Genomic DNA, 24,923 nt, shown 5'->3' on the forward strand with positions numbered 1-24,923 from the left:
GGAGTACGCCAAAACTGTTCCGTACCCCCGAGGAGGCCCCTGTGTCCATCAGCGCCGATAACACAACACACGAGTCGGTTGCCGCCGCGCATGCGGTTCCGGAGCCGACGCCCGAAGAGGCTGCCCAGCTCAAGCAGCTGTATAAGGATTTCGACAAAGAGAACCTGATCCCGCTCTGGACCGAGATCGCGGACTTGATGCCGATGGTTCCTTCCCCGAAAGCCGTGCCGCACGTGTGGCGCTGGAACGATCTGTACCCCTTGGCCGCCCGCGCCGGGGACCTGGTTCCCGTGGGCCGCGGCGGGGAACGCCGGGCCATCGCGTTGGCGAACCCGGGCCTGGGCAACACCCCGTATGCCACGCCGACCCTGTGGGCTGCGATCCAGTACCTGGGTGCGCACGAGACAGCCCCGGAGCACCGCCACTCGCAAAACGCCTTCCGCTTCGTCGTCGAGGGCGAAGGCGTGTGGACCGTGGTGAACGGGGACCCGGTAGCAATGCGCCGCGGGGACTTCCTGCTCACGCCGGGTTGGAACTTCCATGGCCACCACAACGACACCGATCAGCCGATGGCCTGGATCGACGGGCTCGACATCCCGTTCGTGCATTACGCCGACGCCGGGTTCTTCGAGTTCGGCACCGAGCGCGTCACGGACGAGGCCACCCCGGACATCTCCCGTTCCGAGCGGCTCTGGGCCCACCCGGGCCTGCGCCCGCTCTCCGGGCTGGATGACACCACCAACTCACCCATCGCGGCATACCGCTGGGAACACACCGATGCGGCCCTCCGCGAGCAATTGCTCCTTGAAGACGAAGGCCACCCCGCCACCGTCTCCCAGGGCCATGCCGCCGTGCGCTATACCAACCCGACCACGGGCGGGGACGTCATGCCCACCATCCGGGCCGAGTTCCACCGCTTGCGCGCCGGGGCCTCCACCGAGTCGCTGCGCGAGGTCGGCTCGAGCGTCTGGCAGGTCTTCGAAGGCACCGGCACCGTGGTGCTGAACGGGGAGACCAAGACCCTGGCGAAGGGCGACCTGTTCGTGGTCCCGTCCTGGACCGCATGGTCGCTGCAGGCCGAAACTTCGTTTGACTTGTTCCGCTTCAGCGACGCCCCCATTTTCGAACGACTGAACTTCAACCGCACGTACATCGAAGGACGCAACAAATGAGACTCCTCACCCTCCGTACCACTGAAGGCACGACGGCGGTCCGTCAGGACGGCGACACCCTCACCGAGATCGAGGGCTTCTCCGATGTCGGAGCCCTCTTGCAGGACCCCGCTTGGGCGTCCATCGCGCAGGCAGCCAACGGCGCAACGCACGCGTACGACGGCGCCGACCTCGCCGCCGTCGTGCCCGCACCGGGCAAGATCATCTGCGTCGGGCACAACTACCGCAACCACATCAAGGAAATGGGCCGGGAAATCCCCGAATACCCCACCTTGTTCGCCAAATACCAGGAATCCCTGATCGGGCCCAACGACGACCTCGCGTTGCCGCAGGAGTCCGACGCGGTTGACTGGGAAGCCGAGCTCGCGGTCGTGATCGGCAAGAAGGGCCGGCGCATCAGCGAAGCCGACGCGGCCGATCACATCGCCGGGTACTCGGTGCTGAACGATGTGTCCATGCGCGACTACCAGTTCCGCACCATCCAGTGGCTCCAAGGCAAGACCTGGGAAAAGTCCACCCCCTTCGGCCCGGCCCTGGTCACCACGGACGAGTTCACCGCCGGGCCGCTCATGACCTCCGCCGTGGACGGTGAGGTCCAGCAGAGCACCCCCACCGGGGACCTCGTGTTCACCCCGGAATTCCTGGTCTCCTACATCTCCACGATCATCACCCTGAACCCGGGCGATGTCATCGCGACCGGCACCCCGGGCGGGGTGGGCCACGCCCAGGATCCCAAGCGGTACTTGCAGGAAGGCCAGCTCCTGGTCACCACCATCGAGGGCCTGGGCCAACTGAACAACCGTGTGGTCAAGGAAGCCTGATGGTCGCCCGCCACGACCTCACCACCGATCCGGGCCTGCAGGCGCAACTCCTGCAGGCCCGGCGCGGGACCGCGTTCTTCGCCCGCAAACTCAACGAACTCACCGACGCCCAGCTCGACGGCGACTCCCTGCTTCCCGGCTGGAGCCGCCGCCACATCGCCGCGCACATCGGCTACAACGCCCGTGCGATCGCCCGGCTGATCGAGTGGGCCGCCACCGGGATCGAGACCCCGATGTACCCCTCCTTTGCGGTGCGGGACGAGGAGATCGAGTTCGGCGCCACCCTTTCCCCCATTGCGCTGCGGAACCTCTTCGACCACTCCGCGGTGCACCTGAGCGTGGAATGGCGCGACTTGCCCGACGACGCCTGGCACCACACCGTCCGGACCATCCAAGGCCGCGACGTCCCCGCCTCCGAGACGGTCTGGATGCGCTCACGCGAAGTCTGGGTCCACGCCGTGGACCTGGACAACGGGGCAACCTTTGCCGACATCCCCGCCCCGGTACTGGAACGGCTCCTGAAAGACATCACCGGCGCCTGGCACACCCGAGGCACCGACAAAGGCCTGAAGGTTCGCGTGACGGACAGCGACCTCACGTTCGGGGACCCGGACGCCGCCGTCGTGATCACCGGGCCGCTCCCCGCCGTCGTGCAGTGGGCCACGGGGCGTGGCACCCACGGCGTGGGCGCTGACGGGACTGCCGGACAGGTGCCGGCCGCACCCAAGTGGATCTGACGGCGTCGGACACAAAGAAGGTTGGTACAGCTCCCGGCTTCTTCACCGCAGGAACTGTACCAACCGCTTGTTTGACTATTCAGATGTGGCTGTAGATCCTACCCATTGGCGGCTCCTATAGTCCCGGGCTAGCTCAATCCGGGCTTATGAAGAGATCTATTTTGCGTCGTCAGCCAGATGCCGTGAAAACATCCAGCCTGCGGCGATCATCAGGATGCCCAGAACCATGAACGTCCAGTTGTCGAGAGTGTTCAGTGACAGGAAGTTAGCCGCCGAATCGACTCCGACACTCAACCCGTACACGCTGAGCACGATGTACAAGGCGCCGAAACTCATGAGGATATTGCGCGCGCCAAGACCGCCCGAGCGGGACATCGCCCAACTGGTTCCGCCAATGATTAGCTGCACAATGTTGAGCAGCAGCGACACCTGGAACACGCCCAGGAGCATTGCGTGCGAATTTGGTCCGAAGAACTGCAATTCCCCGTACCGCATGGTGATGCCCGGAATGAATCCGAGAAGGCCCACCAGCGCCATCAGAATACCCACACCCATGCCGATGTTCTGGACGTCTGTACGTCCGAAGTGAATACCGTGCGCATGTGGGGTTGCGGTAGTCATTATGCCCTCCATCCACCTCTTGCGAACACTCCAATTTTACGTCTGACATATGCAAAAAGCGCCCGGGGGCGGCTTGGCATCCCCGGACGCTCGTTACCTTTTTCGTAGCCCTTTCCTGGTGCAGGATATGGGTGTGTTGGCCTGCCGTCCCGGCATGATTGTGACGCTCTGTCGATGCATGATCCTGAGCGTGTTGTCACCGGGGCTTGGCAGGTGCCAGGGAGACCGCTAATAGGGGCAGGACAGTTTGGGATCGTCGTGCGTAACGTGGATGCCGGGCCCTGACACCGCTGACGGGCCGGCACTGGAGGATGACCCGCGACTGGAGGTGCCAGGTGATCAGAAACCACGAAACCGTTGACGTTTTCATTGGCTTGGACGTCGGCAAGGGCGAACACCACGCCGTTGCCTTGGACCGGGCCGGGAAGAAGCTGCTGGACCGGGCATTGCCCAATGACGAGGCCCGGATCCGTGAGATCCTGGCCGAGTTTCAAGGCCACGGACAGGCGTTGCTGGTCGTCGATCAGCCCGCGACGATCGGGGCGCTCCCGGTGGCCGTGGCCCAGGCCGCCGGCATGCCCGTCGGTTACCTGCCGGGCCTGGCGATGCGGCGGATCGCGGATCTGCACCCGGGAGAGGCGAAGACCGATGCCCGGGACGCGTTCATCATCGCCGACGCCGCACGCACCATGCCCCACGCCCTGCGCTCGGTCCAACTCGCCGACACCCAGCTCGCCGAGCTGAGCATGCTCTGCGGTTTCGACGATGACCTGGCCAAACAGATCACTGCGACTTCCAACCGGATCCGCGGTCTGCTCACCCAGATCCACCCGGCACTGGAGCGTGTTCTTGGCCCGCGCCTGGACCACCCTGCCGTGCTGGACCTGCTGCGGACCTGGCCCACCCCGGAGGCCTTGCGTCATGCCGGCCGGCGCCGGATCGGGAACCGGCTGGGAAAGCTCGCGCCCCGGATGGGCGAACGCCTCGCCGATGAGATCATCGAGGCCCTGGGCAAGCAAACCGTGGTCGTGGTCGGCACGAACGCCGCCACGATCGTGCTGCCCCAGCTCGCGGGCATGCTCGCCGCGTTCCACGAAGCCCGCGCTACCGTTTATGCCCAGGTCGAAGCCCTCGTGGAGGCCCACCCTCTTCACCACGTCCTGACGTCACTGCCGGCGGTCGGCGTCAGGACAGCAGCACGGATCCTCACCGAAGTCGTCGGGAAAGACTTCGCCTCAGCGGCGCACCTGGCATCCTGCGCAGGCCTGACACCGGTGACCTGGCGATCCGGGACCTCCATCCGTGCCGACCGCGCCTCCCGGAAAGGCAACAAAGTCCTCAAACGCGCCCTCTACCTCTCCGCCTTCGCCGCACTGAAAGACCCGCTCTCGCGCGCCTACTACGACCGCAAACGAGCCGAAGGAAAACGACACAACCAAGCCCTCATCGCCCTCGCCAGACGCCGCTGCGACACCCTCTACGCCATGCTCCGAGACGGAACCCTCTACCAAGCACGAACACCCACAGCAGCTTGACAAAAAACATAGGGGCACGCTCACTTTTGGCTGGTTTCCCGCCGGCGATCCTCCTGCACTTGTTCGCGGGTTTCCCCGGACGCACGCTCACTTATGCGACGGCGCGACGGCGGGTGTGCAGGAGCGTTTCGCTTTCGGGGGTTATAGATGAGCGAGCGTCGCTCGGAGATGCGTCAAAGGTGACGGAGCGTTGAGGGGATTGGCGGGATCTGCGGGCGCCTGCCGGGGGAGTGGGGCACGCCGTGGCACGATAGGACACGATGAAACTGCGCGCTGATCAGACTGGTAACCGTGGCCTGCCCATGCCTTTGTGGTTGCAGGGTGCCCTTGAGTCGGTCCAGGCCGCCATCATCTCGGCGCTCGTGGTGGTCCTGCCGCTGGTGGGTGTCTGGGCCACCGATGGCTTCCAGGACCACAGCATCGATTTCCTGGCACGCTTGGCCGGTCAAACCTGGCTGCTGGTCCATGGTGTCCCTCTTCAGCTTGCCACGGTCAACATAGGAACCGCGGGCCTCCCGGGCTCCGGCATGTTGTCGCTCATCCCCCTCGGCCTGACCCTGGTTCCCTTCCTCCTTGCTTGGCGCGCCGGCCGCCGACTAGCCCGGGCATCCTACACAGACCAGCTTTGGCAGGCCTTCTTCGGGGCGTTGCTTGTCTACGGAGCATTTGGCGCGGCCACCGGATTCATCTGCCGCAACGGGGATGTTGTCGTCAACATCTGGTTCGCCGCATTGCTGCCGCTCATCCCATTCGGCCTCGGCATGGTGGTAGGTGCCCGGCGCGAGTCCGGCTCCTGGAGCAGGCTCATTGGCGTCGACGCCGTCGATTGGCTCGCACGCACCAGCCAACATTCCCGTTGGGCCGGGTCTTATTTCGGCTCCGCCATCATAGCCGGGTTCGTTGCGACCATGGGTGCCCTGACACTTGCAGCCTCGTTGCTTGCCGTCGATCTCGTCATCCATTGGACGGACATCGTCGCCGTCTACGAAGGCCTGAAAGCCGGGGCCCTGGGCGGTGGCGTCCTGACGATCGCCCAGCTCGGCTACCTGCCCAACCTGGCGGTTTTCACCCTGGCTTGGTCCTCCGGCGCCGGGTTCGATCTTGGCATAGGCTCGCACGCCGGGCCGCTGGGTACCGCCGTCGGACCCCTTCCTGCCATTCCCATCTTCGGGGCACTGCCCACCGGGCAGCTCGACTTCGGTACCGCGGCCCTCGCGCTTCCGGTGATCGCCGGCCTGTTGGCGGGCTGGTGGTTCCTGCGTGCGGGCGAGAACCATTTCGACGAATGGCTCTCCATCAAGATCAGGGCGCGCTGGTTCACGGCTACTGTTTCCACACTGATCCTGGGTGCGCTCATAGGCGTGGTTGCGGGTGCCCTGGCGGGCGTCCTGGCTTGGCTGGCGCGCGGTTCCGCTGGAATTGGACGCCTCACCGCGATCGGCCCCGACCCCCTGTGGACGGCAAGCTGGATCGCTGCGGAGGTGGGGATCGGCGTCGTGATCGGTTACTCGGTAGGGCCGTGGCTCGAGCGGCGGCAGAAGCTTCGCGAAGCGGACCTTGACGCTCCCGCGTACGACGGCGACCGCGGCTAAAGTGTCTACCGCGCCTTGGCGTGTGGCTGGGCTAGCGCAACCCGGTGGGAACGGACTTTTGGAAGTCCACTTGGCAGGAGTTTTGGGCCTGGAGCGTCAGTGCGCTCCGCGCGCAGTCCTGCAAGGTGCGGATTTGTTGGAAGAAGACGACTGCAGTCAGCACCAGTACGCACATGATGGCTGTGACTACCAGCCCGGAGATGGTGCCGAGTAACACGATGCGCGGCTGCTTGAACCTGATGGTGCGGACGAGAACCACCACGCCAAGCACCCCCGCGATGACGGTGAGGACGGCACTGAGCCAGACGTAGCTGATGTTCAGGACGTAGACGAAGATGGCGCCAAGCACAGTGAGCAGGAATGACCTGAACAACGTTTGGGTAATTGCAAGCGCTGATTTGGCAGCTTCGCTTTGTGGATGCTGCTGAGGGCTGGGTCCAACGCCGGAATTCATGTTTTCCAGCCTACGCGAGCCACCCATAAGCTAGTGCAATGCGCATTGTTGTCCTCGTCTCCGGTACCGGTTCCAACCTCCAGTCAGTTATCGACGCCGTGAAAGCGGGCGAGCTGGACGTTGAGATCGCAGCCGTAGGTGCCGACAGGCCGGGCACATACGGCGTGGAACGCTCCGCCGAGGCAGGGCTGGATACCTTCGTGGTGGACTTCAAGGACTATGCTGACCGGGCCGATTGGAACGCCGCGCTGACCACGGCCGTTGCCGCGTACCACCCGGACGTGGTGGTTTCCTCGGGGTTCATGCGGATTGTCAGCCCGGAATTTATCGATGCGTTCGGCGGCAAATACCTGAACACCCACCCGGCGCTGTTGCCGGCCTTCCCGGGGGCTCACGGAGTCCGCGATGCGATGGCCTATGGAGTGAAGGTGACGGGCTGCACTGTCCACTGGGCCGACGCCGGCGTGGACACCGGCCCTATCATCGCCCAGGAAGCTGTCGCGATCGCCCCGGACGACACTGAGGACACCCTGCACGAACGCATCAAGGTAGTCGAACGCCGGCTCTTGGTCCGGACCCTCGCAGAGCTTGCGGCGGGAAAGCACGCCTGAGTCTCGTGCACCCCCCAACTGACTCGCATTAGTTGTCGTTATGACGGCTCAAAACGACAACTAATGCGAGTTAGTTGGGCATGGGGAAGGCTCCCTATCCGTGGTCCTGGATCGCCCTCCGCAGGAAGCCTCCGGCCGCGTCCAAAGCACTCTTCGCCTGCCCGGGATCGATACCTGTCAGCACCACCAGGATGGCCGCCTTCACCGAACCACCCACCGAATCCAGTGCGCGAATCGCTGTCTCCGCATCCACGCCCGTGGCATGTTGGACGGTTCGCTGGGACCTCGCAAGGAGCTTCTTGTTGGTGGCGCGCAGATCCACCATCAGGTTTCCGTAGGTCTTGCCGAGCTTGACCATGGCGAGCGTGCTGATCATATTGAGGACGAGCTTTTGAGCAGTACCCGCCTTGAGCCGCGTGGAGCCGGCAACGAACTCCGGACCGACCACGACGTCGATCGCCACGTCCGCCAGTTTGCTGATGGGGGAGTCGTGGTTGCAGGCAAGCGATGCCGTAAATGCCCCACGGCTGCGGGCTTCCTCGAGCGCGCCGATCACGTAGGGAGTGCGTCCGGACGCCGAAATCCCGACGACGGCGTCCTCCTCGGTCACGCTGATGTCGTGCAGGTCCCGGGCTCCGGCCGTGGCGTTGTCCTCGGCGTACTCCACTGGTTTCTGGATGGCCTGGACGCCGCCGGCGATGATCCCGACGACGAGACCCGGGGGAGTGCCGAAGGTGGGCGGGCATTCGCTCGCGTCCAGGACACCGAGCCGCCCTGCCGTTCCGGCGCCCACATAGATCAGCCGCCCACCGAGCGCGAGGCGTTCCGCTACGGCATCGACCACCGCGGCGATCTGCCCGCTGGCGCGTTCGACGGCGGCCGGGACTCCCCGGTTCTGTTCGTTCATGGCGGAGACGAGCTCGGCCGTTCCCATCGTGTCCAATTCACCCAGCGTGGGCAATGCGGCTTCGGTTTGGAGGCCCGCGAGCTCGGAGCGGAGTTCCTTGAGCTCGTCTTCGGGGGGAGCTGCGTCAGACTGTTCCGTCACGGTGAATATACCTTTCCTGAAGGAGCCCGCGGCGGTTCGCTGCGAGGGCGGCACCGTCCATCCCATCGCCGAGCCGCGCAACCACCTCAATCCCAGCCGAAGCGAGGGCGTTGTGCAAGAGCCCGGCAAAGAACTCCGATTTCACTACCCCGCCAAGGAGCGCCACCCGCTTCGAATCGTCTGAGGCAAGGGTCACTGTGTTCACGAGAAGCCTGCACGCTTCGTGCAGGAGGGAGCGGCCGACGGCGTCTCCAGCCTCCGCCGCGTGCAGCACTTCGAGCGTGAACCCCGCCATTGTCCGGGCCGGGTTGTCGGACTCGGCGAGCCACGCGGGAAGCCGCGCGGGCGAACCGGCCAGCGCGGTGGCCGCAGCGAGCAACGAAGTGGCCGGGCCGCCGTCGTGCGCTTGCAGTGCGGCCTGAAGGCCCTGCTGGCCGATCCAGCGGCCGCTTCCCAGATCGCCCAAGAGAGGACCCCACCCATCGGCACGGTGAAGGTTACCGGCGTCGTCAAAGCGGAAGGCTACGGCGCCGGTGCCCACAATCAGCACGGTTCCCGGTGCACCCTGGAGGGCGCCAAGGTGGGCGGCCGTGGCATCCGAGAGGACAGCAGCGGGCACCCGGAAGCGTTCGGAAAGCAGGGCCGCGAGCTCACGGGAGTTCTCCGCGGAGGCCTCAACTCCGGCTACGGCGGCGCCGATTCGCCACATGGAATCGCTCGGGACCCCGGCCGGCAGCATGGCGGCGGTATCCGCGAGCAGCTCGAATGCGAACCGGGCTCCGTGATCCATCCCCAAGCCGGGGAAACCATGCTGGTCCGCCGAACCCAACACTTTATCGCCCTGCCTGAGTTCAACCCGGCACCGGCTCTTGCCGACGTCGGCCACCAAAATCACATTCTCGGAACCCATGGCCCCACCTTATGTTGCGGGCAGTGCCGCGTCTCGAAAATCGAAGTGGAGCCACAACACGATAAACTTGCCCGTATCCCCAGCAACCGTGGAATCCCGCGACATAAGACGGAGACTTTTGTGAGCTTGACGCAGCTTGACCGTGTTCCCATCCGCCGTGCACTGATCTCGGTTTACGACAAGACGGGGCTGGAGGAGCTCGCGAAGGGCCTGCACGCAGCAGGAGTCGCCATCGTCTCCACCGGCTCCACCGCAAAGCGGATCGCCGCGGCCGGTATTCCGGTCAAGGAAGTCGAAGAAGTCACCGGTTCCCCGGAGATGCTCGACGGCCGCGTGAAGACCCTGCACCCGCGCGTTCACGGCGGCATCCTGGCCGATCGTCGGGTTCCCGCCCACATGGAAACGCTCGCCCGCATGGACATCGAACCGTTCGACCTGGTGGTGGTGAACCTTTACCCGTTCGTGGAGACTGTCCGCTCCGGCGCAGCCCAGGACGACGTCGTCGAACAGATCGACATCGGGGGTCCCGCCATGGTGCGTTCGGCCGCGAAGAACCACGCCGCCGTCGCGATCGTGGTTGACCCCACCTTTTACGGTGCCGTGGTGGAAGCCGCCGCTGCCGGAGGCTTCGACCTGAAGACCCGCCGCCGCCTCGCAGCGAAGGCCTTCGCCCACACTGCAACGTACGACACGGCCGTTGCCACCTGGACCGCCAGCCAGTTCCTCGACGAGGACGGCGACGGCATCATCGACTGGCCCGCCTATGCAGGCCTGGCCTTGGAACGCTCCGAAGTGCTGCGGTACGGCGAGAACCCACACCAGCAGGCGGCCCTCTACGTGGACAAGGCCGCGCCCGCCGGTATCGCCCAAGCAGACCAGCTGCACGGCAAAGCCATGAGCTATAACAACTTCGTCGACGCCGATGCCGCCTTGCGCGCAGCCTTCGATTTCTCCGAGCCGGCCGTTGCCATCATCAAGCACGCCAATCCGTGCGGCGTGGCCGTTGGCTCCGCGGATGCCGAGGACCCCATTGCCGACGCCCACGCCAAGGCCCACGCTTGCGATCCCGTGTCCGCCTTCGGCGGCGTCATCGCGGCCAACAGTATTGTCACAGCGGGCATGGCACGCACCGTGGCCGGGATCTTCACCGAGGTTGTCATCGCCCCGGGCTTCGAGCCGGAAGCGGTTGACATCCTGTCCAAGAAGAAGAACATCCGCCTGTTGGCCCTTCCGGACGGCTACGGCCGCTACCCGACGGAGATCCGCCAGGTCTCGGGCGGCGTCCTTGTCCAGCAAGCCGACAAGGTGGACGCCGACGGCGACAACCCCGCCAACTGGACCCTCGCCGCGGGCGAAGCCGCCGACGACGCCACGCTGGCCGATCTCGCGTTTGCTTGGACCGCTTGCCGCGCCGCCAAGTCCAACGCAATCCTCCTTGCCGACAATGGCGCCGCAGTGGGCATCGGCATGGGCCAGGTCAACCGTCTGGACTCCTGCAAACTGGCTGTCGAGCGTGCCAACACCCTGGGCGTTCAGATGGAGTCCGACGTCGCTGCTGGCGGCGATGCCCCGGGCGGTGCCTCCAACGCCTCCGCGACTGGCGCACCCGAGCGCGCCCGCGGTGCCGTGGCTGCTTCCGATGCGTTCTTCCCGTTCGCCGATGGCTTGCAGATCCTGATCGATGCCGGTGTCCGCGCCGTCGTCCAGCCAGGTGGCTCCGTCCGTGATGAGGAAGTGATTGCCGCGGCCAATGCTGCAGGCATCACGATGTACTTCACAGGTGCGCGGCACTTCTTCCACTAAGTCCACACGCTCCACCAAAAAATGGTCAGGACTGGGCATGAAGCTAATATGTCCAGTCCTAGGAGCGGGCGGGGGGCATGTCCCTCGTTGCGGTGCTACGCGTTACGGTGCCGTGGATGCGGCCTGGTACGTGCCGTGGATGACGGTGCCCCAGTACGGGCCGTACATCGTGGTGGAGTTGCTCCCGTAGCCATAGCTGCTCACCGAGTTCTGGTACCCGCCGGAGCTGGTGCCGATGAACCACGGGCCACCGGAAGAACCGCCGGTCATGTTGCACGGGATCCCCTGGGTGTTGTCCTGCGGGTCCTTTGGATCATCGGTAGCCGTGCCGGAGCAGCTCTTGAGCGACTCGCCATCGAAGGGAGGTGCTGCAGGATAGCCGAACGACTTGTAGACCAGCCCTCGGGCCCCATTGAACTGGACTCCCGAGGCGCCCACTACGGCTGAGAGCTTCTGGCCATTGAGGGTGTTCATGACGGCAAAACCTGTGTCGTACTGCATGTCTCCGCTCGAGGACCACTGGTTGGTGGTGTACAGCGCCTTGGCCGTCCATTTGCCATAGGGGGCGGCGCCGTTCGAGTACGCAGGAACGAACGTGAACTTGGTTGAGAACGCCCCGGGGCCCTCGTTGACGCAGTGACCCGCAGTGGACACCGTGCTTTGGTTGGTCGAGGTGACGGAGTTGCCGGAGCAGACATAGTTCACCCCGCCTAGGGTGAAGAACACTTTTCCGATGTGCGGAACAGGGGACTCGCTGGCGTTGGCTTTGCGATCGACGGTGGGGGACTGGGGTGCCGCGCTGCTCGCCTTCTGGCCTTGGATTGTCAGGGTGCGGTCCGGCCCGGATGAAACATGGAGAGCGCCGCGGTCCACTTTGGCTTGTCCGCGCGAGAGCGCTTTGTCTGCGAGAACGTCGCCGGCGACGGCGTTCTTCATGCGCTCAGGAGTCCAGTAGTCGGCGGTGTTACTGTCCGACGTCGAAAGGCTGCTGACGGTCGACGCGTCAGTGCCGCGGTCGACGGACGGAGCGGCGGTGGCTCCGCCGCCGGATCCCAGCGCGAGCACTCCGGCGGTAGTCAGACTGAGCAGGCTTGTGGCCAGTGTTTTGGTTCTCGTCACAGTTGTCCTAGTTATCGAGGGTGAAGGCGGCCGAGTTGTGGTGGCCACCCACTGACGGAACTGAAACTACGCGCCCTGTGACAAATTTGTAAATAGAATAGTCAAATTTTCTGAGATTGATCTTTCGCTTGTGACAAATAGTGAATGTTGCGGATTTCCCGATGCTCAGTCGAACTAGGATCGGGACGCTAGTTCGTAGGCATCCCGGATAACAGATCCCCAGTATGGCCCGTAGATCAAGGCCGGGCCGCCGGGGTAGCCGTAGCTCGTAATGGAGTTTTGGAAGGAGTCCCGCTCGGAGTCGACCATCCAAGGACCGCCCGAGGAGCCTCCGGTCATGTCGCAGGGAATGCCCTGTGCCTTGAACTGTGGATTGATGGGATCCTTCGTGGCGTCGCCCGAACAGCTCTTCAGCGACTGACCGTCGAAAGGCGGAGCGGCAGGGTAACCGAAAGCTTGGTAGCTAAGTCCGCGGTCTGCGTTGAACTCCACCCCTGAGGCGCCAACGACGTCGGCCAGGTGCCGCCCGTGCACGGTAGCAGTGACTGCGAATCCGGTGTCATAGCGGATATCGCCTGCAGTGCGCCACTGGGGAGTGGTGTAGAGCGCTTTGGCGGGCCAGATGCCGTAGGGGGCGGTTCCGTTGAGGTAAGCGGGGACGAAAACGAAGTTCTGGACGAATGCCCCAGGTCCTTCGTTGACGCAGTGTCCTGCTGTGGCCACCGTACTGTCGTTATCAGACACGACGGCGTTGCCGGAGCAGACGTAGGCGAAGGCTCCCATGGTGAAGAAGACTTTGCCGACGTGGTCAATGGGGTCTTCGTCTTGATGCAGGCTCGAGCTGCCGCCTTTGGCGGGGCTCGCGATTTTCACGGGCGGGCCGGCTTCGACAGCGCCATTGGCAGTGCCGGAAGCGGCACTCCTCGCGATGGCTTTCCCGGCGAGGACGTCGCCGGGAATTGCCGTTCGCATTCGTTCCGGGGTCCAGTAGGCCGCAGGATCGGTGTTTGCAGTTGCCAGACTGACGAGCTGAGACGTCCCAGGCGCCGCGAAGCTCGAAACCGCATGAAGAGGTGTTGCGGCTGCCGCCCCTCCAGCGGCACCGAGGGTCAGAAAGGCGAAGGTAAGGAGGCTCAGGAGACCGGTGATGGGGAGTGATTTCTTTGTCATGATTGTCCTGCCAATCGACGGGTGGCTATGTGTTATCGGCCACAGCTTGACCCATTGAAACTACTCCCATTTGGCGCGTTGGTACATAAGGTTGGTCTGGGTATGACGTTGCATACCTGGCGCATGGCCGTCCCGGTAGGCGTCAACGCGGCCCCCTCAGGTAAGTTAGAGATGTTGAAATCTGCAGACTTTCAGGGAGATGCCCCGCCAATGGCAAAGATTATCTATACCCACACTGACGAAGCGCCGATGCTGGCGACTTACTCGTTCCTGCCGATTGTGGAAGCTTTCGCCTCGACGGCTGGCGTGGAGGTCGAGACTCGCGACATTTCGCTGGCTGGCCGAATCATCGCCGTCTTCGGTGACTACCTGACTGAAGAGCAGCGGATCAGCGACGCATTGGCCGAACTTGGTGAACTGGCCAAGAAGCCCGAAGCAAACATCATTAAGCTCCCCAACATCAGCGCATCCGTCCCACAGCTGAAGGCCGCTATTGCGGAGCTCCAGGGCAAGGGCTATGCGCTCCCGGACTACCCGGACAACCCCTCCTCCGATGAAGAGACGGACATCCGCTCGCGCTACGACAAGATCAAGGGTTCGGCCGTCAACCCGGTCCTGCGCGAAGGCAACTCGGACCGCCGTGCGCCCCTCTCGGTGAAGAACTATGCTCGGCAGAACCCGCATTCCATGGGTGCCTGGAGCGCCGATTCCAAGACCAACGTCTCGCACATGACGGAGGACGACTTCCGCTCCAATGAGAAGTCCGTTGTCATCCCGGCCGATGACACCATCAAGATCCAGATCGTTCGAGAAGACGGAACGGTCAAGGTCCTCAAACCGGCCTTCCCTGTCCTCGCCGGCGAAGTAGTCGACGGAACCGTGCTTCGCGCAGCGGCCCTGGACGAGTTTCTGGCTGCCCAGGTAATCCGTGCCAAGGAAGAAGGGGTGCTCTTCTCCGCGCACCTGAAAGCCACCATGATGAAGGTCTCGGACCCCATCATCTTCGGCCACGTCGTCAAGGCGTACTTCTCCGAGCTTTTCGACACCTACGGCAAGCAGATCGCTGCCGCGGGCTTGAGCGCCAACAACGGCTTGGCCTCCATCCTCAACGGCCTCGGCGAACTCCCCGAAGACGTCCGCGAAGGCATCCGGGCGGCGATCAAGAAGGGCCTGGCAGACGGCCCGGCGCTCGCCATGGTCGACTCCGACAAGGGCATCACCAACCTGCATGTTCCCAGCGACATCATCGTTGACGCTTCGATGCCGGCAATGATCCGCAGCTCCGGCCACATGTGGGGCCCGGATGGCAAGGAAGCCGATACTCTCGCGGTCATCCCGGACAGCTGCTATGCGGACGTCTACCAAGTGGTCATCGATGACTGCCGTGCCCACGGCGCCTTCGATCCCACCACCATGGGTACGGTCCCCAACGTTGGCCTCATGGCCCAGGCCGCCGAGGAATACGGCAGCCACAACAAGACGTTCGAGGTCGAGAACGCCGGCACCATCCAGGTGGTGGACTCCTCCGGCACCGTGCTGATCGAACACCAGGTCGCTCCCGGTGACATCTGGCGCGCTTGCCAGACCAAGGACGTGCCGATCCGGGACTGGGTCAAGCTTGCTGTCACACGTGCCCGCGCCTCCAAGATGCCGGCCGTGTTCTGGCTCGATGAGACCCGTGCCCACGACGCCCAGCTGATCGCTAAGGTCAAGGAATACCTGAAGGACCACGACACTGACGGCCTGCAGATCGAAATCATGTCCCCGGAGAAGGCCACGGCCTTCACGCTGGAGCGGATTCGCAAGGGCGAAGACACCATCTCAGTCACCGGCAACGTGCTGCGTGACTACCTGACAGACCTGTTCCCGATCCTCGAACTCGGCACCAGCGCCAAGATGCTTTCGGTGGTTCCGTTGATCAACGGTGGCGGGCTGTTCGAGACCGGTGCAGGCGGTTCCGCCCCGAAGCACGTCCAGCAGCTCCTGCAGGAAAACCACTTGCGCTGGGACAGCTTGGGCGAATTCCTTGCCTTGGCCGTGAGCTTCGAGCACCTTGCCACCACCACCGGCAACGCCCGGGCACAGGTCCTCGCCGATACGCTTGACCGCGCCACAGGCACGTTCCTGCTGGACAACAAGTCCCCGAAGCGTAAGGTCGGTGAACTCGATAACCGAGGCAGCCACTACTACCTCGCCAAGTACTGGGCTCAGGAACTAGCCAAGCAGAACGACGACGCCGAGCTCGCCGCGGCTTTCTCCGCCGTCGCCGAGGCCCTGACGTCCAACGAGGAAACCATCGTTGCCGAGATGCTCGGTGTCCAGGGCTCGCCCGTCGACCTCGGCGGCTACTACCGCCCCGACGCCGCGAAGGCAGAAGCCGTGATGCGTCCCTCCGCAAAGCTCAACGAAGTTGTGGCCACGCTGAACTAAGCGCCCCGCCCCGCCCAACTAGCTCGCAGTTGTTGTCGTTTTGAGAGGTCATAACGACAACAACTGCGAGCTAGTTGCGTTTAACTGACGGGTCGCCCGGACACGGTCTGATTGCCGTTTTGAGCTGAGCGATCTGCATGGAAGATTGGATCGAGTGAAATTCCTCTTTCCCTCTCAGACCTCGTCATCTCGCGGCATCGCGTTTCTGCGGGTCGTGTTCGGCGGGCTTTTGCTGCTACATGGCGTCCAGAAGCTCGTGGCTGGACAGCCGGTGTTTGAGGCCACCATCACCGCAATGGGGGTTCAAAGAGCGGAGCTGATGTCCTGGCTGGTTATTTGCGGTGAGAACGGATTGGGCGCACTCTTGGTACTCGGCGCCCTGACCAGGGTGGCCGGTTTCCTGGCAGCTCTTATGTATGCCGGGATCTGGTTTGTTACAGAAGCGGGTAAGCCATTGTTGAGTGATCGTCCCGGAGTCAACGCCGAGCTTCTCATTCTGTATATCGCGTTGGCATTGGCGTTTGCCTTTGTCGGTTCCGGAGCGGCCTCGCTGGACCGGAAACTGTTCGCCGGGAAGCCAGCCGGGAAGCCAGCCCGGAAGTCAGGCCGCTAGGCAAACCCCCGCACGGACTCCTCCGCGGGGCTATTTGCCCTGCGGAGGAGCCGGAGAACCGGGCTGCGGCCCATTACGGTACAACAGCCCGAGCCGGTGACTATGCGGGCTTGATTGCCCGGATCTTCCGACCGCCCGCCATCACGATGAATCCACCCAGTAGCAGGAACGCTGCGAACAGCACCCCGTGCCCATTGAAGCCAGTGCTAGCCAGAGCAGTTGTTCCTGCGCCGGCAACCACCGCCGTAACGGTGGTGGCGGCGCCGGCTGTCGCTGCAGCATCTGCTGGAGGAGCAACAACCGACGGGTCGGCGACTGCTGCGTTGATTGCGGGGGTGCTCCCGGCGGGAGTGTTGACGACTCCGGAAGACAGACCCGGATCAACCGAAGCGATGCCGACCGTCAAGGGCAGGTTCAACGGGGCAGTGAGTCCCGTACCCAAGACGCCGGTGCCTGTGGCGCTGTCTGGCGGCGTCGTAGGACTGGTGCCTGTTGAGCCGCTTGTTGGCGTGGTGCTGAGCAGGTTGACGGTCGTGTCGCCAACGGTGACCGGTGCAGTCACCGGTGCAGTGACCGGCGTCGCGACCGGTGGAGTGACGGGGCTGCCAGACGCTCTGCCTGGGCCCGAATTGTTCAGAACTGCCAGGGAGGTGGCTCCGACATTAACAGGGACCGATATCGGAGCCACCGCCTGGGTTCCGGACGGGACAGCTGTTCCGCCGGAATTGCTCGCCGGGGCCGGAGCCGGGGCGGGTGCGGGGGTGTTGGTCGCGACGCTCGAAGTTCCCAATACTGTGAGCGTCGTCGGCCCGATGTTGACCGGAGCCGATACCGGTGCAACAACTTGAGTGCCCGAGGCAGTGCCTTGCGCACTTGTAGAGGTGTCTGCCGCATTCGCGGCCGTTGCGCCGAGGGCTATCAATCCACCGGCAAAGAGGGTGCCAAGCAACCCCTTGCGAATAATGCTGTGCATGTTGTCTTTCTCCTGAATGAGTAGTTCCACCAGGCGCGGCTGCCCGCAGGAAACCGCGGGAGCGCCCGGACCGGCCATCTGCCACCGGCCAGAATCGACTTCTGGGGAGGCGGCGGGGCTTGGAACTAATCAGGGGAAGAACCTGGGTCGAACGACACTGGAGCCGGAGTTCGGCCGGCTGAAGTTACGGAGATAAGGATGCCGGCGAAAGGGGGAAGCAAGGTGATGCCTTGAAGCCACCCAGCAGTCGCTCCCGAAGGATTGCCTGTAAGGGCTGCTGCGGCGCCTCCGGCAACGGCCCCGCTCGGCGCGTCGGCAGGGGGCGTCCCGCCGGACGGAGGCACCGAAGGATCCTCGGAAGCGGTGGCCCAGACCATCGTGTTCCGAGGAGATATGCCCACGCCCGGCGGGTCAAAGGGGTCAGCGGGGCTGACCGCGGGGGCCGCGACATCCTCCGCCAAGGGTGAGCTCGCGTGGGTCGTGGGCGCAAGGACGGCGGGCGCCCCGGGGAGTGTCGCATCGAGCTGGGCCGGGGGAAGTGCCTCGGGTAGGCTCGGGATGCTGACTGGAAGTGCACCCACGGTCGATCCAACGGTGCCAAGAACCGGGGACACAACCTGGCCGGCTACGGTACCGAAGCCTGTTCCAACCCCGTTCACGGCGCCTGTTGTGGTGGAAACGACGGGAGCAGGCACAGTAGCAAGCATGCCCTCGGGGACGACGCCGTTGACGACGGGCGTGCTGGCCACTCCTTGGTCGACTGCCCTGGTCAGCCGTGGCAGTTCGTGCGCAACAACCGCCGGGGTTGGAGCAGTGGCGTCGTGGACAACGTTTGTCACCGCCGAGCCTGCGCCGCCCAATAAGGAATGATGATTGCTGTCACCCGAATCAGCGTTGGCTGCAGTGGAGGACAGAGCCATCCAAACGACCGCACCGGCGCCAGCCAGCAGGACGGAGCGGAGAACATGAAGAACGCGCAGCTCACTTCGCACAGCTTCCATCTCGACACCCCCCAGCGTCCGGTTGGATTGACGATCTCCACCATCGTAGGCCTGAACTAGTTAACTAGTCTAGAAGTGGGCAGGCAATGATCACCACTGGGTCGCTCACCGGGCGTCGTTGGCGTACCTGACTCCGAGTTGGGAGCGGACCCCGTCGAAGAGGCGCATCGTGTTGAGCGAATCGTCCAAGGGCATGACGGGACTCTCGGTCAGTCCTTGCTGGACGCAGCGGGTGACCTCTCGCAATTCGTAGGTGTAGCCGATGCCGACCGAATCAAAGCGCTCAATGCGCGGCTCGTCCCAGCCGGTTCGAATCAGAAGCTCGCGTGGATTGTTGATGGATCCTTGCGTCTGCAGAAAACCTTGGGAGCCGGCGACAGAGGCGCAGCGAGGCCCGTGGGCCAGCAAGGAGGAGGTCAGCTGGGCGATAGCGCCGCCGTCGTAAGCCAGCGTGAGCGCGTTCTGGGAGTCGACGCCGTCGTCCGTCAAAGTGCCCACCGCGCTGACTGATTGCGGGAAGCCGAGGGTGCCCAAGGGCCACAACAGAGCGTACACCGTGAGGTCCAGAAGTGCCCCGCCACCGGCTGCCGGGGCCCAGATCCGGGCTGAGGGATCGTAGGGCGCGGGGAATCCCAAGTCTGCGCTGACCCACTTGATGTCGCCCAGTTCACCCGACGCGGCAATAGCGAACGCCCGCTGGATACTCGGTAGGAAACGACTCCATACCGCCTCCATGAGGAACAGGTTCCGATCCCGGGCCAAGCCGACCAGCTCAGCGGCCTCACGGCCGTTGATGGTCATGGCTTTCTCGCACAGGACGTGTTTGCCGGCGTTGAGGGCATCCCTGACGATGCCGAAATGCTGTGCGTGTGGGGTGGCCACGTAGACAACATCGACGGAGTCATCGGCGAGCAACCGCTGGTACCCGGGCACGTCGCCGTCGTCCCCATAAGCTTTCGTGACGCCATGCGCGGCAGCAAAGGCCTCCGCGGATTCCCGGCGTCGCGAACTTACGGCATGCAGCTTTGCATCTTCAAGCTGGGTGAGCTCGCCAACCACAGTTCTGGCGATCCCCCCGGTGGCCACAATGCCCCAGTTCAGGGCCTTGCCGGTGGCTGCCCGGGGATCCTGGTTCGGCTGGCTGAACAACCAAGGCTTGGCGATATGCAGACTCATGCGGCCTATCCTCTCATTCCCCGCATGCGCTTGGCAGGACGCGATCGAACCACGAGTCATGTCTGTTTGCTCGCAGTGATCTCTGTTTCGCTGGTGAAGATCGCCTTTGTGGATACGGGCTTCTCGCAAAGCCGGGCTTGGCGCAGATCTCCTTGGCGGGCGGCCCGGCTCCATTCGCATGTCCCGCGGTGACCTTGAAGAATAACGCCGTCGACGCCGGAGCCACCACCGGCGGGAGCGGAACCGGCGGCGTCGGGCTTGTAGAGACCTCCCGGCCTCCCGGGGACGGGAACCATGCGGTTCCCGTCCCCGGGAGTCGGCCGATTCCTGGAAGATCAGGCCCCGGCAGCAACCCGTGGCCGCACGGTTTCCTCGCTCAATTTGCCTTGCTGTAGCCGGAAGCGGCGTTCGGTCTTCTGCGCCAGGCTCCGGTCGTGCGTCACCACCAGAATGGTGGTGTTGTGGTCACGGCTCAAAGAACTCAGCAGTTCGATGATGTGTTCGCCGGTCTGCTCATCGAGGTTGCCGGTAGGTTCGTCGGCCAGGATGAGCTTGGGCTCATTCGCCAGCGCCCGGGCAATGGCAACCCTCTGCTGCTCACCGCCTGAGAGCTTGTTGATACGGCGCGACTGCTTCTCCGGATCCAGCTGCACCTGCTCCAGGAGGGACCGCGCCCGCTCCAATCGGGCAGCCTTCCGCATTCCGGCAAACTCCATGGGAAGCATGACGTTGTCCACGGCCGAGAGGTTGGGGATCAGGTTGAACTGCTGAAAGACGAAGCCGATGTCCCGGCGTCGGTATTCAGTGAGTTTGCTGGCAGGAAGGCCGGCGAGGCTGATTCCATCCACCACGACGTCTCCGCTGGTGGGTTTGTCCAAGGCACCCAGAAGGGAGAGCAGGGTGCTCTTGCCGCTGCCGCTCTTGCCCACGATCGAGGCGAGGGTACCCTTTTCGAGTTCGAAGCTAACTCCGTTGACGGGCTTGATGGTGCGGTCACCGGACGTGAACTGGCGGACCAGGTCTTTGACTTCAATCATGGTTATTCTCCTCGCAGGACTTCAATGGGGCGGATACGGGCTGTGAGCAGCGCGGGTACCAAGGCGCCGACGACGGCGACGCCGAAGACTGCCGCGATGCCCAAGGCGATCACATCAGGGGAGGCGCTCGCGGTGACGGAGGTGAGGAGCTGGGAAGCGCCGCCGAAGGGGCTCCCGCCGGGAAGACCAGCGCCCCCGAAGCCTCCGCCGCCGGGGCCGCGCTGGCCCGTGGCCGCCGTCGAACTGTTCGAACTGATCAGCGCCGATGCGATACTGCCGCTCGCGAAGGACGCGATGGCGGCACCTACGACACTGCCGAGCGCCACGAGGACCAGGGCTTCGAGCACGAACTGCAGTCCAATGGTGCGGTTGCGGGCGCCGATGGCCTTCAGGACTCCGATCTCACGACGGCGCTCGCGGACCAACATGACCATGATGAGCAGGATGATCAGTCCGGCGGTGCCAAGCGCTGCGATGAAGGCCAGGAGCGAAATGTTCTTGACGCTGTCCAGGGAACTGACTGCGGTCTCGAGGTTCCGCTGGCCCTGTGTCACGTCCGCCTTGCCGGAGCCGAGGGCAGTCTGCAGCGCCGTCTTGGCCGCGTCCACGTTCGCCATGCTGTTGACGGTCACCACCATGCTGGAGAGCTCGCCCGGTGTGGCAGCGAGGGCCTGGGCTTCCGCGAGGGTCGTGTAGACGGCGTTGTTGCCGAACGTGGTGCCGGCGTCGAAGATGCCTGCCACCGTGAACGTCTTGCCGGCGATGGTGAAGGTTGAGCCGGCCTTGAGGTTGTTCTTTGTCGCGAGCGTGGTCCCTACCAGGGCTTTGGTGCTGGCAACGGTGTAGTCGCCCAGGCCGGTGCCGCTAGTGATGTTCAGGGCTTTGCCAGCCGTGTCCACCTCGGCGCCGATACCAGTAGCCGTGATGGGCAGCGAGAAGCTTGGCGCGGTTCCGGTGCTTCCGGCACCCGCGGTTCCGCTGCCGGTGCTGCCGCTGGCGTTGTTGCGATTGCCGAGGGTCCCGGCCTCGATGGCTGCCTGAAGGTTCGTGGTAACGCTGGTGCCGCCGCCAGGACCGCCACCACCCGGTCCGGCCTGCTGCGCGGTGGTACCGGTGGTTGAGCTTGAGGCCGCCGTGGCGGTCTGCAGCCGCAGAGCCTTGGTGCCCACCACGGAGACGACGTTCGGTACGGCTGCCGCCGTCGCGGTCTGTGCCGTGGTGAGCGGCTCGCCGCCGCCGTCGAAGCCCTGCGCACCGGCGGGGTTCACGGTCAGGACCGTGCCCACGGAGGCATTGAGCTCCTGGACTTTGCCGGCGACGGCTTGGTTGGCCACGAGCATGGCCAGCGCCAGCCCGATCGCGACAGCCAGCACTGCCACCACAGCCGAGGTTCTTATCTTGTTGCGGAAGGCATTGCCTACACTCCGGGCGAGGACGCTCACGATTCTCCTTTTGGACCTGGCCCGCCCCAGCGGCGCGCCTGCTCACCTAACAGTGCTCACTGCGGCTGTGCGACTGTGCAGCTGTTGCTATGCGGCGCCTGTGAAGCAGCGTCCACGCGGCGGATGAACCCGGACACGACGACGGCGGCCACCCCCGGAAGTGGGGATGGCCGCCGTCGCTGTGGTACTTGAAGCGGAAACTACTTGGTGATCGGGCCGAGGACCGGATCGTCCACGTAGGCAGTCTTCACGTTGGCGAGGGTCACGATGACCGGAGGCAGCAAGTATGCCGGAACGGTCTTGACGCCATTGTTGTAGGACTTGGTGTCGTTGATTTCCGGGGTCTTGCCGGACTGGATGTCGTTGACCATCGTGATGGCGTGCTCAACGAGCTTGCGGGTGTCCTTGTTGATGGTGGAGTACTGCTCACCGGCCATGATGGACTTGACGGACTCAACTTCCGAGTCCTGGCCGGTGACGATCGGCAGCGGCTTGCCGGCGGCCTTGACCGACGTCAGAATGGCGCGGGCAAGGGTGTCGTTCGGTGAGAGGACACCGTCCAGCGACGCGCTGGTGTAGGTACCTGCCAGCAGGGTGTCCATGCGCTTCTGGGCGTTTTCTGCTTTCCAGCCCTGGGTGACGGCCTGTTCGAACGACGTCTGGCCGGAAACCACCTTGAGGGTACCGTCAGTAATCTTCGGCTGCAGGATGCTCATGGCGCCGTCGAAGAAGACCTTCGCGTTGGCGTCATCGGGGGAACCTGCGAACAGTTCGATGTTGTACGGGCCGTTGGGCTTCTTGGACTTGAGACCGTCCAACAGGGCCTGGCCCTGCAGCACGCCGACCTTGAAGTTGTCGTAAGCCACGTAGTAGTCCACGTTGGCGGTGTTCAGCAACAGGCGGTCATACGCGATGACCGTGGCTCCGGCGTCCTTGGCTTGCTTGAGTTGCGTGCCCAGCTGAGCGCCGTCAATAGCACCGACGATGATGAGTTTGTCACCCTTGGTGATCATGGCGCTGATCTGGTTCTGCTGCTCCGACACGCCGCCGTTGGCGAACTGCACATCGGGCTTGAAGCCTGCGCTCGTGAGCCCGTCGTTGAAGAGCTTCTCCGCCAGGACCCAGTTCTCACTGGTCTTCTGGGGGAGCGCGACGCCGATCGAGGAGCCCTTGGGGAACGCCTCGCTGCCGCTCGATGAACCACCGGAGCTGCCGCTGTCCGTACGGCCGCAGGCCGTCAGCGCCAGTGCCGCGATCGCAGCTACTGCTGCTGCCTTTCCTGCTTTACCAAACATTCGCATAACTTGGTTCGCTTTCTTTGTTGTGGATGGAACAAGTTGCTGTGAAGCCGATCAGGCTTCCCTCGAGATGGCTTCCCTGGTTGAGGTCGTCTCGTCCGGAGCGCTTTCGCTGCTCCGGCCGAAGTTCTTCATCATCATTCCGATGATCGATTTCTTGCCTTGGGACTTGTTGTAGACATCGAAGGCGACCGCTGCCAGCAGCACGAGGCCCTTGATGATCTGGGTGAGGTCGGCGCCGACGCCGAGGAGTTGCAGGCCGTTGTTGAGCACAGCCATGACAAGACCACCGACGATCGAGCCGATCACGGTGCCCACGCCACCGGTGACAGCCGCGCCACCGATGAACACGGCTGCAATGGCGTCAAGTTCCCAGCCGACGCCGTCGAACGGGCCCGAAGCGGTGGAGCGGCCAACGAAGATCATGCCGGCGAGTCCCGCCAGGATGGACATGTTCATCATGACCATGAAGTTGACCTTCTTGGACTGGACCCCGGAGAGTTCGGCCGCGTGGCGGTTGCCGCCGACTGCGTAGATGTGGCGGCCGATGACGGTCTTGGCGGAAATGAATCCGTAGATCAGGACCAGGACGGCGAGGATGAGTCCCGGGATCGGGAAAGAAGTGCCGGTGCGGCCGGTGGCGAAGAGGTATGTCGCGTAGAGGATGGCAGCGTTCACCAGCACGAGCTTGGTGACCAGCACCCAGCTTTCTTGTACCTCGGCGCCCAGCGCCTGGGCGGTACGGCGGGAACGGATGGCACTGACGATGACGAAGGCGACCGCGATAAGCCCCAAGACGATCGTCAAGTTGTTGTACCCGGTTTTAGGCCCTACTTCGGGCAGGTAGCCGGAGCCCAGGTACTGGAAGTCCTCGGGAACTGGAACGGTGTTGGACTTTCCGACGAACTGGTTGAAACCGCGGAACAGCAGCATACCCGCCAGAGTCACGATAAACGCCGGAATGCCGACGTATGCCGTCCAGAATCCCTGCCAGGCTCCGATCAGGGCGCCAAGCAGGAGTCCGAAGAGCACGGCCGCATACCACGGTAGGTGCCAGTCCCTGATGGCTAGCGCCACCGAGATGCCGACGAAGGCCGCAACGGAACCTACGGAAAGGTCGATATGGCCGGCGATGATGACCAAGACCATGCCGATGGCCAGGATCAGGATGTAGGAGTTGCCGTTGAAAAGGTTGATGACGTTGCCGGGGGTGAGCGTCCGGCCCTCGGTGAAGATCTGGAAGAAGATGACGAGTGCAACCAGGGCGAAGATCATGCCGAATTGGCGGGTGTTGCCACCGAATAGCTTCTTGAGCGCGTTCATTGTTTGGGTCCTTGTGTCCGTGTGTTTCTGGAGATGA

The 24,923-nt window shown here is 63.9% G+C and carries 23 protein-coding genes and 1 pseudogene; 10 read left to right on the forward strand and 14 right to left on the reverse strand.

Annotated features, from left to right (window positions below):
* Nucleotides 1-41: 41 nt before the first annotated feature.
* From A3M3_RS0110755 to A3M3_RS0110765, 3 genes are read left to right on the forward strand one after another with little or no spacing between them, the layout of a single operon-like run.
* Nucleotides 42-1,172: a cupin domain-containing protein gene (locus A3M3_RS0110755; RefSeq protein ID WP_028266323.1), complete on the forward strand. Its 1,131-nt coding sequence runs from the start codon at nt 42-44 to the stop codon at nt 1,170-1,172.
* A complete protein-coding gene (locus tag A3M3_RS0110760) occupies nt 1,169-1,993 on the forward strand; it encodes a fumarylacetoacetate hydrolase family protein (RefSeq protein ID WP_028266324.1) in 825 nt (274 codons plus the stop codon). The genes A3M3_RS0110755 and A3M3_RS0110760 overlap by 4 nt, the downstream gene beginning before the upstream one ends.
* Nucleotides 1,993-2,730 (forward strand): maleylpyruvate isomerase family mycothiol-dependent enzyme, encoded by a 738-nt coding sequence (locus tag A3M3_RS0110765; RefSeq protein WP_028266325.1) that lies wholly within the window; start codon nt 1,993-1,995, stop codon nt 2,728-2,730. The genes A3M3_RS0110760 and A3M3_RS0110765 overlap by 1 nt, the downstream gene beginning before the upstream one ends.
* 156 nt (nt 2,731-2,886) lie before the next feature.
* Here A3M3_RS0110765 and A3M3_RS0110770 read toward each other — a convergent pair whose 3' ends face one another.
* On the reverse strand, nt 2,887-3,351 hold the full coding sequence (locus A3M3_RS0110770; RefSeq protein WP_028266326.1) for a DUF4383 domain-containing protein: 465 nt from the start codon (nt 3,349-3,351) through the stop codon (nt 2,887-2,889).
* A gap of 271 nt (nt 3,352-3,622) precedes the next feature.
* On the opposite strand from A3M3_RS0110770, the pseudogene A3M3_RS0110775 reads away from it, so the two are divergent.
* Nucleotides 3,623-4,886: pseudogene (locus A3M3_RS0110775) on the forward strand (IS110 family transposase).
* Nucleotides 4,887-5,146: 260 nt separating this feature from the next.
* A complete protein-coding gene (locus A3M3_RS0110780; protein WP_028266327.1) occupies nt 5,147-6,478 on the forward strand; it encodes a cell division protein PerM in 1,332 nt (443 codons plus the stop codon).
* A 31-nt stretch (nt 6,479-6,509) separates the two neighbouring features.
* On the opposite strand, the gene A3M3_RS0110785 is transcribed toward A3M3_RS0110780, so the two are convergent.
* A complete protein-coding gene (locus A3M3_RS0110785) occupies nt 6,510-6,932 on the reverse strand; it encodes a hypothetical protein (RefSeq protein ID WP_028266328.1) in 423 nt (140 codons plus the stop codon).
* A 38-nt stretch (nt 6,933-6,970) separates the two neighbouring features.
* Here A3M3_RS0110785 and purN point away from each other — a divergent pair, with 38 nt between their 5' ends.
* The gene (purN, locus tag A3M3_RS0110790; RefSeq protein ID WP_028266329.1) at nt 6,971-7,543 is read left to right on the forward strand and encodes a phosphoribosylglycinamide formyltransferase; all 573 of its coding nucleotides are present in this window, start codon (nt 6,971-6,973) and stop codon (nt 7,541-7,543) included.
* 94 nt (nt 7,544-7,637) lie between these two features.
* Here the strand turns inward: purN and murQ are convergent, their stop codons facing one another.
* Nucleotides 7,638-8,591 (reverse strand): N-acetylmuramic acid 6-phosphate etherase, encoded by a 954-nt coding sequence (gene murQ / locus A3M3_RS0110795; RefSeq protein ID WP_028266330.1) that lies wholly within the window; start codon nt 8,589-8,591, stop codon nt 7,638-7,640.
* On the reverse strand, nt 8,575-9,501 hold the full coding sequence (locus tag A3M3_RS0110800) for an N-acetylglucosamine kinase (protein WP_028266331.1): 927 nt from the start codon (nt 9,499-9,501) through the stop codon (nt 8,575-8,577). The genes murQ and A3M3_RS0110800 overlap by 17 nt, the downstream gene beginning before the upstream one ends.
* 120 nt (nt 9,502-9,621) lie before the next feature.
* On the opposite strand from A3M3_RS0110800, the gene purH reads away from it, so the two are divergent.
* Nucleotides 9,622-11,304: a bifunctional phosphoribosylaminoimidazolecarboxamide formyltransferase/IMP cyclohydrolase gene (gene purH / locus A3M3_RS0110805; protein ID WP_028266332.1), complete on the forward strand. Its 1,683-nt coding sequence runs from the start codon at nt 9,622-9,624 to the stop codon at nt 11,302-11,304.
* Between the two features lie 102 nt (nt 11,305-11,406).
* On the opposite strand, the gene A3M3_RS0110810 is transcribed toward purH, so the two are convergent.
* Together A3M3_RS0110810 and A3M3_RS0110815 are read right to left on the reverse strand one after the other, a co-directional pair.
* Nucleotides 11,407-12,423, reverse strand: coding sequence for a trypsin-like serine peptidase (locus A3M3_RS0110810; protein WP_028266333.1), 1,017 nt, complete (start codon nt 12,421-12,423; stop codon nt 11,407-11,409).
* A gap of 174 nt (nt 12,424-12,597) precedes the next feature.
* On the reverse strand, nt 12,598-13,593 hold the full coding sequence (locus tag A3M3_RS0110815; RefSeq protein ID WP_028266334.1) for a trypsin-like serine peptidase: 996 nt from the start codon (nt 13,591-13,593) through the stop codon (nt 12,598-12,600).
* A gap of 210 nt (nt 13,594-13,803) precedes the next feature.
* Between A3M3_RS0110815 and A3M3_RS0110820 the strand changes: the two genes are divergently transcribed.
* On the forward strand, nt 13,804-16,023 hold the full coding sequence (locus A3M3_RS0110820; protein WP_028266335.1) for an NADP-dependent isocitrate dehydrogenase: 2,220 nt from the start codon (nt 13,804-13,806) through the stop codon (nt 16,021-16,023).
* A 154-nt stretch (nt 16,024-16,177) separates the two neighbouring features.
* Complete coding sequence (locus A3M3_RS0110825) at nt 16,178-16,636, forward strand: DoxX family protein (RefSeq protein WP_028266336.1); 459 nt, start codon at nt 16,178-16,180, stop codon at nt 16,634-16,636.
* 100 nt (nt 16,637-16,736) lie between these two features.
* Here A3M3_RS0110825 and A3M3_RS0110830 read toward each other — a convergent pair whose 3' ends face one another.
* Complete coding sequence (locus tag A3M3_RS0110830) at nt 16,737-17,609, reverse strand: hypothetical protein (protein WP_155854362.1); 873 nt, start codon at nt 17,607-17,609, stop codon at nt 16,737-16,739.
* 125 nt (nt 17,610-17,734) lie between these two features.
* Entirely contained in the window at nt 17,735-18,448 is a 714-nt protein-coding gene (locus A3M3_RS0110835; protein WP_028266338.1) for a hypothetical protein, read from the reverse strand.
* Nucleotides 18,449-18,475: 27 nt separating this feature from the next.
* Here A3M3_RS0110835 and A3M3_RS28880 point away from each other — a divergent pair, with 27 nt between their 5' ends.
* Entirely contained in the window at nt 18,476-18,670 is a 195-nt protein-coding gene (locus A3M3_RS28880) for a hypothetical protein (RefSeq protein WP_231497239.1), read from the forward strand.
* Nucleotides 18,671-18,715: 45 nt separating this feature from the next.
* Here the strand turns inward: A3M3_RS28880 and A3M3_RS0110845 are convergent, their stop codons facing one another.
* The 6 genes from A3M3_RS0110845 to mmsB form a co-directional block, all read right to left on the reverse strand.
* A complete protein-coding gene (locus tag A3M3_RS0110845) occupies nt 18,716-19,786 on the reverse strand; it encodes a Gfo/Idh/MocA family protein (RefSeq protein ID WP_028266340.1) in 1,071 nt (356 codons plus the stop codon).
* Between the two features lie 56 nt (nt 19,787-19,842).
* Nucleotides 19,843-20,082: a hypothetical protein gene (locus tag A3M3_RS0110850; RefSeq protein ID WP_028266341.1), complete on the reverse strand. Its 240-nt coding sequence runs from the start codon at nt 20,080-20,082 to the stop codon at nt 19,843-19,845.
* A 39-nt stretch (nt 20,083-20,121) separates the two neighbouring features.
* A complete protein-coding gene (locus A3M3_RS0110855) occupies nt 20,122-20,823 on the reverse strand; it encodes an ABC transporter ATP-binding protein (protein ID WP_028266342.1) in 702 nt (233 codons plus the stop codon).
* Nucleotides 20,824-20,825: 2 nt separating this feature from the next.
* Complete coding sequence (locus A3M3_RS0110860) at nt 20,826-22,265, reverse strand: ABC transporter permease (RefSeq protein ID WP_028266343.1); 1,440 nt, start codon at nt 22,263-22,265, stop codon at nt 20,826-20,828.
* 200 nt (nt 22,266-22,465) lie between these two features.
* Complete coding sequence (locus tag A3M3_RS0110865) at nt 22,466-23,566, reverse strand: substrate-binding domain-containing protein (protein ID WP_035741627.1); 1,101 nt, start codon at nt 23,564-23,566, stop codon at nt 22,466-22,468.
* Nucleotides 23,567-23,617: 51 nt separating this feature from the next.
* Nucleotides 23,618-24,886, reverse strand: coding sequence for a multiple monosaccharide ABC transporter permease (mmsB, locus tag A3M3_RS0110870; protein ID WP_028266345.1), 1,269 nt, complete (start codon nt 24,884-24,886; stop codon nt 23,618-23,620).
* Nucleotides 24,887-24,923 lie beyond the last annotated feature (37 nt).

The organism is Arthrobacter sp. MA-N2 (assembly GCF_000517125.1).
GTDB classification, from domain to species: Bacteria; Actinomycetota; Actinomycetes; order Actinomycetales; family Micrococcaceae; genus Arthrobacter; species Arthrobacter methylotrophus.